This window comes from Allobosea sp. CER48, from assembly GCF_044752385.1.
Lineage (GTDB): Bacteria > Pseudomonadota > Alphaproteobacteria > Rhizobiales > Beijerinckiaceae > Allobosea.
The window spans coordinates 1-7,270 of record NZ_JBIWYK010000137.1 but is presented as its reverse complement, the minus strand read 5'-3'; the positions used below and the strand labels follow the sequence as shown (position 1 = coordinate 7,270).

The window sequence follows — 7,270 nt, the reverse complement described above, 5'->3', positions numbered from 1 at the left end:
CTCGCCAGTTGCGACCAGGCGGGCGCCGAGGCGCCGCAGGCCTTCGACCTCGCGCTCGGCCTCGGCGAGCGGGCAGATGCGAACTTGCCGGCCCGACTGCCGTGCCAGCTCCGGCAGCGCCTCCAGAGCGGCCGAAGCGACGCCGAAGCGGCTCACCAGTGAACGGAAGGTGCGCGGGCCGATGCCTTCGCTGCGGATCAGCCTCAACCAATCGAGGCGCTGGCGGTCGGTGAGAACGATGCCAGCCATGCCGCCTTCAGCCCTTCTGGCCGATCTTGCCTTCGCGCCCGGTCAACAACCGGGCGATGTTCTCCCGGTGCATGATCCAGAGCAGGACCGTCAGGATGCCCATGACGATGGCGGCCTTCGGCATATCCGCCCAGAACCAGAGCAGCAGCGGGGTCAGCAGGCTGGCGACCAGCGCCGAAAGTGAGGAGTAGCGGGAGAGATACGCGACGCTCAGCCAGATCGCAGCGAAGACAAGCGCGATCGAGCCCTTCACGCCGATCAGCACGCCGAGATAGGTTGCGACGCCCTTGCCGCCCTTGAAGCGCAGCCAGACCGGGAAGAGATGGCCGAGAAAGGCGCCGATGCCGGCGACCAGCGCAGCCTCGGGGCCGCCGAGCAGGCGCGCGCCGACGATGACCGCCGCCGTGCCCTTCAGCATGTCGCCGACCAGCGTCGCCGCAGCGAGCTTCTTGTTGCCGGTGCGCAGAACGTTGGTGGCGCCGATATTGCCCGAGCCGATGCTGCGCAGATCCGGCCCGCCGGCGAGCTTCGTCAGGATGATGCCGAAGGGAATCGAGCCGAAGAGATAGCCGACGACGAGGGCGACCAGCGTGGCGGAGCCGGAAAGGCTCCAATTCAGAATATCCGTCATGCCGCCCTTCAGCCCCTCAGTCCACGGGCAGACTAGCCCGGCTCGGCCTCATAGACCACCCGCCCGCGAACGATCGTCGCCTGCACGATGCCTTCCAGCCGCGCCTCGTCGAAAGGCGAGTTCTTGGCGCGGGATTTCAGTTTGCGCTTGTCGACGACATAGGGCGCATCGGGGTCGAGCAGGATGAGATCGGCGGCGGCGCCGGCCTCGAGCCGGCCGCTGCCGAGCCCGAGCAGGCCCGCAGGGCGCGCCGACAGGGCGGCGAGAAGCTGCGGCAGCCCGATCTGACCGGCCTGCACCATGCGCAGCGAGGCCGAGAGCATGGTCTCGATGCCGAGAGCGCCGTCGGCTGCCTCGGCGAAGGGCTGGCGTTTGGTCTCGACGTCCTGCGGATCATGGTCGGACACCACGACGTCGACGACGCCTTCGGCAAGGGCGGCCACCAAAGCGAGGCGCTCGTCCTCATGGCGCAGAGGCGGCGAGACCTTGCAGAATGTCCGGTACTCGCCGACGTCGTTCTCGTTGAGGGTGAGATTGTTGATCGAGACGCCGCAGGTGATGCGCAGGCCGTCCTGCTTGGCGCGGCGGACGAGCTCGACCGACTCCGCGCAGGAGATCATCGCGGCGTGATAGCGGGCGCCGGTGGCGCGGGCGAGGCGGATGTCGCGCTCGAGCATCACCGTCTCGGCCTCGAGGGGGATGCCCGGCAGCCCCTTGCGGCTGGCGAACTCGCCCTCGTTCATCACGCCGGAGCCACGCAGCTCCGGATCCTCGACATGGTTCATGATCAACGCGTCGAAATTGCGCGCATAGATCATGGCCCGGCGCATGACCTGCGGGTTGCGCAGCCCCTTCGCGCCGTCGCCGAAGGCCACCGCACCGGCTTCGAGCAGCAGGCCGAACTCGGTGATCTCCTTGCCGGCCAGCCCCTTTGTCAGCGCGGCGGAGGGCAGCACGTTGACGATCGCCTTGTCGCGGGCACGACGCTTCAGGAAGTCTATGATCGCGGGATCGTCGATCGGCGGGTTGGTGTCGGGACGGCAGACGATGGCGGTCACGCCGCCCGCCGCCGCGGCATGCGAGCCCGAGCCCAGCGTCTCGCGGAACTCCGCGCCGGGCTCGCCGAGGAAGGCGCGCAGGTCCACGAGCCCCGGCGTGAGCACCAGCCCCTTGGCATCGATGCGCTGCACGCCCTCGCCCGTCGAAGGCGCCGCGCCCCATTCGACAGCGTCGATGGCGCCGTCGCGAAGCAGCACAGAGCCCTTGCCTTCGCGCCCGGTCGCGGGATCGACCAGGCGCGCGTTGACGATCGCGATATCCTGCGTTTCAGCCATGTCAGGTTCCGCCACGCTCAGATATTCGGAAGATGCTGCGCCAGCGCGTCGAGCACTGCCATGCGGACGGCAACGCCCATCTCGACCTGCTCGCGGATCAGCGATTGCGCGCCGTCGGCGACCTCCGACGAGATCTCGACGCCGCGATTCATCGGGCCCGGATGCATGACGAGCGCATCCGGCTGGGCTCGCTCCAGCTTTTCGCGATCGAGCCCGTAATAGCGGAAATACTCCTTCGAGGACGGCACGAAGGCGCCATGCATGCGTTCGAGCTGGAGGCGCAGCATCATCACGATGTCGGCGCCCTCCAACCCCTTGTTCATGTCCGTGAAGACCTCGACCCCCATGCGTTCGATGCCGGCCGGTAGCAGCGTCGACGGCGCGATCAGCCGCACCTTCGCGCCGAGCGCGTTGAGCAGGATGATGTTGGATCGGGCGACGCGCGAATGCACGATGTCGCCGCAGATCGCCACGGTGAGGCCCTGGATGCGGCCCTTGTTGCGGCGGATCGTCAGCGCGTCGAGCAGGGCCTGCGTCGGATGTTCGTGGGCGCCGTCGCCGGCATTGACCACCGAGCAGCTGACCTTGCGGGCAAGCAGGTTGACCGCGCCGGCGGCATGATGGCGCACGACGATGATGTCCGGCCGCATGGCGTTCAGCGTGGCCGCGGTGTCGATCAGCGTCTCGCCCTTCTTCACCGAGGAGGAGGCTACCGACATGTTCATGACGTCGGCGCCAAGGCGCTTGCCGGCCAGCTCGAACGAGGCCTGGGTGCGCGTCGAAGGCTCGAAGAACAGGTTGATCTGGGTCCGCCCGCGCAGCGTGGCCGTCTTCTTCTCGACCTGGCGGGAGAGCGCGACATAGTCCTCCGCCCTGTCCAACAGCGCCTCGATGTCCAGATGGGACAACCCCTCGATCCCGAGGAGATGGCGGTGCGGGTAGAGCGGTGCTGGCGATGTCATTTGAAGCAGGCTGTTTAGGCGCGAGTCGGGTCTGACGCAAGCCGCCTGCGGGCGCGGTGGTGCATGTCCTGTGGGCCGTGGAGCTTTCGGCGGATCGGCGCTACCAGTCATGTTTTCCGCCGCTCGCGAGGATGCCGCCTTGTCCAACCCGACCGAAGCCTTCGTTCCCGCTCCCGATGGCGCCCTCTGGGAGACGGTCGCTCCGGCCAAGGCCGGCTTCGACTCCGAGAGGCTCAAGGCCGCCGTCGCCTTCGCGCGCGAGCAGGAAAGCCCCTGGCCGCGCAGCCTCTACTACCCGGATGGCAGCTATGTCGGGAATGTCGAGTGGAACGAGCGCGGCCCCTGGACCGACATCGTCGGGCCGGTGCGCGAGCGTGGTGGCCCGGCCGGCCTCATCCTGAAGGGCGGACGCATCGTCGCCGAATGGGGCGACACCGCCCGCACCGACATGACCTTCTCGATCGCCAAGAGCTACCTTTCGGTGCTCACCGGCATCGCCTTCGATGACGGGCTGATCCGCGACGTGGAGGAGCCGGTCGGCAAGAGCGTCGACGATCCCGCCTTCGCCGGGCCGCATAACGGCCAGATCACCTGGCGGCATCTGCTGCAGCAGTCGAGCGAATGGCAGGGCGAGATCTTCGGCAAATCCGATCAGGTCGACCACAACCGCCAGATCGGCCCCGGCGCCGACAACAGCCGCAAGGGCCAGCGCCGCGAGCTCGAGCAGCCCGGCACCTTCTACGAGTACAACGACGTGCGGGTGAACGTGCTCGGCTACGCCCTGCTCCAGCGCTTCCGCCGCCCTCTCCCGGACGTGCTCCGCGAGCGCATCATGGACCCGATCGGCGCATCGCAGGACTGGCAATGGCAGGGCTACAGCTCCTCCTTCGTCACAATCGACGGGCGGGAGGTCCAGTCCGTGCCCGGCGGGGGCCACTGGGGCGGCGGGCTCTTCATCGGCGCCCGCGACCATGCCCGATTCGGTCTTCTGATCGGCCGCAAGGGCGAATGGAACGGCCGGCAGATCCTGTCGCGCCAGTGGATCGAGCGCTCCCTGTCTCCTTCCCCCACCCTCTCGAACTACGGCTATCTCTGGTGGCTGGCGGCGCGCCCGGGCCTGCCTTCCTCGTCCTTCTCGGCCCTCGGCGCCGGGAGCAACGTGATCTGGGTGGAGCCCGAGCAGGATATCGTCGCCGTGCTGCGCTGGATCAACGGTGCCCAGACCGACAACTTCATCGACCGGCTGCTGGCGGCGCGGACCTGACCGGCCCGCCAGGTGCACGACCTTTCTCGGCGGGCGCCCGGCTTGCAAAGCCAGCGGCGCCTCCCATGTCTCACGGCTGCATCAGCGGCCGGGGATCGGCGGCTTGTGCCCAATCGCCGTTTGACACGGCCTGCGCGCTGAACCACTTTCGCGCGCAATTCCGAAACGCCGGAGCCTTGCCGGTCGCAGAACCGCCCGTTACGGGCCGGGTCCGCGCTCTGAAAAGGCTGTTACCGAGACCAAGATCATGAAGCTCCTCGTCGTCGAGTCGCCGGCCAAGGCCAAGACGATCAACAAATATCTGGGCTCCGACTACGAGGTCGTGGCGTCGTTCGGTCATATCCGCGATCTGCCGGCCAAGGACGGCTCGGTCGAGCCCGAGAACGATTTCGCCATGAAGTGGGAGATCGAGGGCCGCGGCGCCAAGCAGGTCGCCGAGATCGCGCGCGCCGTGAAGGGTGCGGAGAAGCTGATCCTCGCCACCGACCCGGATCGCGAGGGCGAGGCCATTTCCTGGCACGTTTTGGAAGCGCTGAACCAGAAGAAGGTTCTGAAGGGCATCCCGGTCGAGCGCGTCACCTTCAACGCCGTGACCAAGGACGCGGTGCAGAAGGCGCTGGCCAATCCCCGCGCCATCGACCAGGCGCTGGTCGATGCCTATCTGGCCCGCCGCGCGCTCGACTATCTCGTCGGCTTCACCCTGTCGCCGGTGCTGTGGCGCAAGCTGCCCGGCGCCCGTTCGGCCGGCCGCGTGCAGTCTGTCGCGCTGCGGCTCGTCTGCGACCGCGAGCGCGAGATCGAGGCCTTCCGGGCGCGCGAATACTGGTCGCTGGTGGCGACGCTCGCGACGGATTCCGGCCAAACCTTCGAGGCCCGGCTCGTCGGCGCCGACGGCAAGAAGATCGCCCGCCTTGACATCGGCAACGAGGAAGAGGCCAAGGCCTTCAAGGAGGCGCTCGAAACCGCCCTCTTCACCGTCGCGGAAGTCGAGGCCAAGCCGGTCAAGCGCCACCCGCAGCCGCCCTTCCAGACCTCGACGCTGCAACAGGAAGCCTCGCGCAAGCTCGGCCTCGCCCCGGCGCGGACGATGCAGCTCGCCCAGCGCCTCTACGAGGGCGTCGATATCGGCGGCGAAACGGTCGGCCTCATCACCTATATGCGAACCGACGGCGTCGACATGGACGGCTCGGCCATCGCCGCCGCCCGCCGCGTCATCGGCAAGGAGTTCGGCGACCGATACGTGCCGAACGCGCCGCGCAAGTACACGGTCAAGGCCAAGAATGCGCAGGAGGCCCACGAGGCCATCCGCCCGACCGATCTCGGCCGGCTGCCGGCCATGGTCTCCCGCCATCTCGAGCCCGAGCAGGCGAAGCTCTACGAGCTGATCTGGAAGCGCACGATCGCGAGCCAGATGGAATCGGCCGAGATGGAGCGCACCACGGTCGACATCGCGGCCAGGGTCGGTGCCCGCAATCTCGAGCTGCGCGCCTCGGGCCAGGTCGTGCTCTTCGACGGCTTCCTGACGCTCTATCAGGAGAGCCGCGACGACGAGGAGGACGAGGACGCCAGGAAGCTGCCGGCGATGAAATCCGGCGACAAGCTGGAGAAGCGCGCCATCGCGGCCGACCAGCACTTCACCGAGCCGCCGCCGCGCTTCTCGGAAGCGAGCCTCGTCAAGCGCATGGAAGAGCTCGGCATCGGCCGGCCTTCGACCTATGCAGCGACGCTTTCGACGCTGCGCGACCGCGAATATGTCCGGATCGAGAAGAAGCGCCTCGTGCCCGAGGACAAGGGCATGCTGGTCACGGCCTTCCTCGAGAGCTTCTTCAGACGCTATGTCGAATTCGACTTCACCGCGAACCTGGAAGAGAATCTCGACCGCGTCTCGAATGCCGAGATCGACTGGAAGGCGCTGCTGCGCCAGTTCTGGGAGGAATTCACCGCCTCGATCGGCGAGACCAAGGATCTGCGCGTCGGCGATGTGCTGGAGGCGCTGAACGGCATCCTCGGCGACTACATCTTCCCGCCGAAGGCGGATGGCTCCGACCCGCGCGTCTGCCCGAATTGCGGCAGCGGCCAGCTTTCGCTCAAGCTCGGCAAGTTCGGCGCCTTCGTCGGCTGCTCGAACTACCCGGAATGCCGTTATACCCGGCCCCTTTCCGTTCCGGCCGCCGAGGGTGAGGCATCGGCCGAGGGCGGCCAGGGCACGCCGGGCGTGCGGGTGCTCGGCACCGACCCGGTGACGGGCCTTGAAGTGACGATGCGCGACGGCCGTTTCGGCCCCTATATCCAGCTCGGAGAGGGCGAGAAGCCGAAGCGCTCCAGCCTGCCCAAGGGCATGACGCCCGCCAGCGTGACGCTGGAGAAGGCGCTTGCCCTGCTCGCCCTGCCGCGTGAGGTGGCCAAGCATCCGGAATCGGGCGAGCCGATCCTCGTCGGCATCGGCCGCTACGGGCCTTACGTCCAGCACGGCCGGACCTACGCCAATATCGACAAGGACGACGATGTGCTGGAGCTCGGCGCCAACCGCGCCATCGACCTGATCGTCGCCAAGGAGAGTGGCGGCGGGCGGGGCGGCCGGGCCGCCGCGACTCCGGGACGTGCGCTCGGCGAGCACCCTGCCGGCGGCGCACTGGAGGTGAAGGCCGGCAAGTACGGGCCTTATGTCGCCTGGGGCAAGATCTTCGCGACGCTGCCCAAGACCATGACCGCGGAGAGCGTCACGCTGGAACAGGCGATCGAGCTTGCGAACGCCAAGGCCGAGGCGAAGGGTGGCGCGAAGGGCAAGGCGAAGGCGCCAAGTGCCGCGAAAACCAAGGCTCCGGCGAAG

5 protein-coding genes and 1 pseudogene are annotated in these 7,270 nt (G+C 67.9%); 2 read left to right on the top strand and 4 right to left on the bottom strand.

What is annotated here, in order from left to right; all coding sequences use genetic code 11:
* From ACIPIA_RS07425 to ACIPIA_RS07410, 4 genes and pseudogenes are all read right to left on the bottom strand, one after another.
* Window positions 1-240 (bottom strand): annotated as a pseudogene (locus tag ACIPIA_RS07425) (DNA-processing protein DprA); the annotation flags it as partial.
* A 16-nt stretch (window positions 241-256) separates the two neighbouring features.
* Window positions 257-880, bottom strand: a complete 624-nt coding sequence (gene plsY / locus ACIPIA_RS07420; RefSeq protein ID WP_400508129.1) for a glycerol-3-phosphate 1-O-acyltransferase PlsY — start codon at window positions 878-880, stop codon at window positions 257-259.
* Between the two features lie 32 nt (window positions 881-912).
* Window positions 913-2,214, bottom strand: a complete 1,302-nt coding sequence (gene pyrC / locus ACIPIA_RS07415) for a dihydroorotase (protein WP_400508127.1) — start codon at window positions 2,212-2,214, stop codon at window positions 913-915.
* 17 nt (window positions 2,215-2,231) lie between these two features.
* A complete protein-coding gene (locus tag ACIPIA_RS07410) occupies window positions 2,232-3,176 on the bottom strand; it encodes an aspartate carbamoyltransferase catalytic subunit (protein WP_400508125.1) in 945 nt (314 codons plus the stop codon).
* Window positions 3,177-3,315: 139 nt separating this feature from the next.
* Between ACIPIA_RS07410 and ACIPIA_RS07405 the strand changes: the two genes are divergently transcribed.
* Window positions 3,316-4,440 (top strand): serine hydrolase domain-containing protein, encoded by a 1,125-nt coding sequence (locus tag ACIPIA_RS07405; protein WP_400508123.1) that lies wholly within the window; start codon window positions 3,316-3,318, stop codon window positions 4,438-4,440.
* Between the two features lie 247 nt (window positions 4,441-4,687).
* On the top strand, window positions 4,688-7,270 hold a 2,583-nt coding region (topA, locus tag ACIPIA_RS07400; RefSeq protein WP_400508122.1), incomplete at its 3' end, for a type I DNA topoisomerase.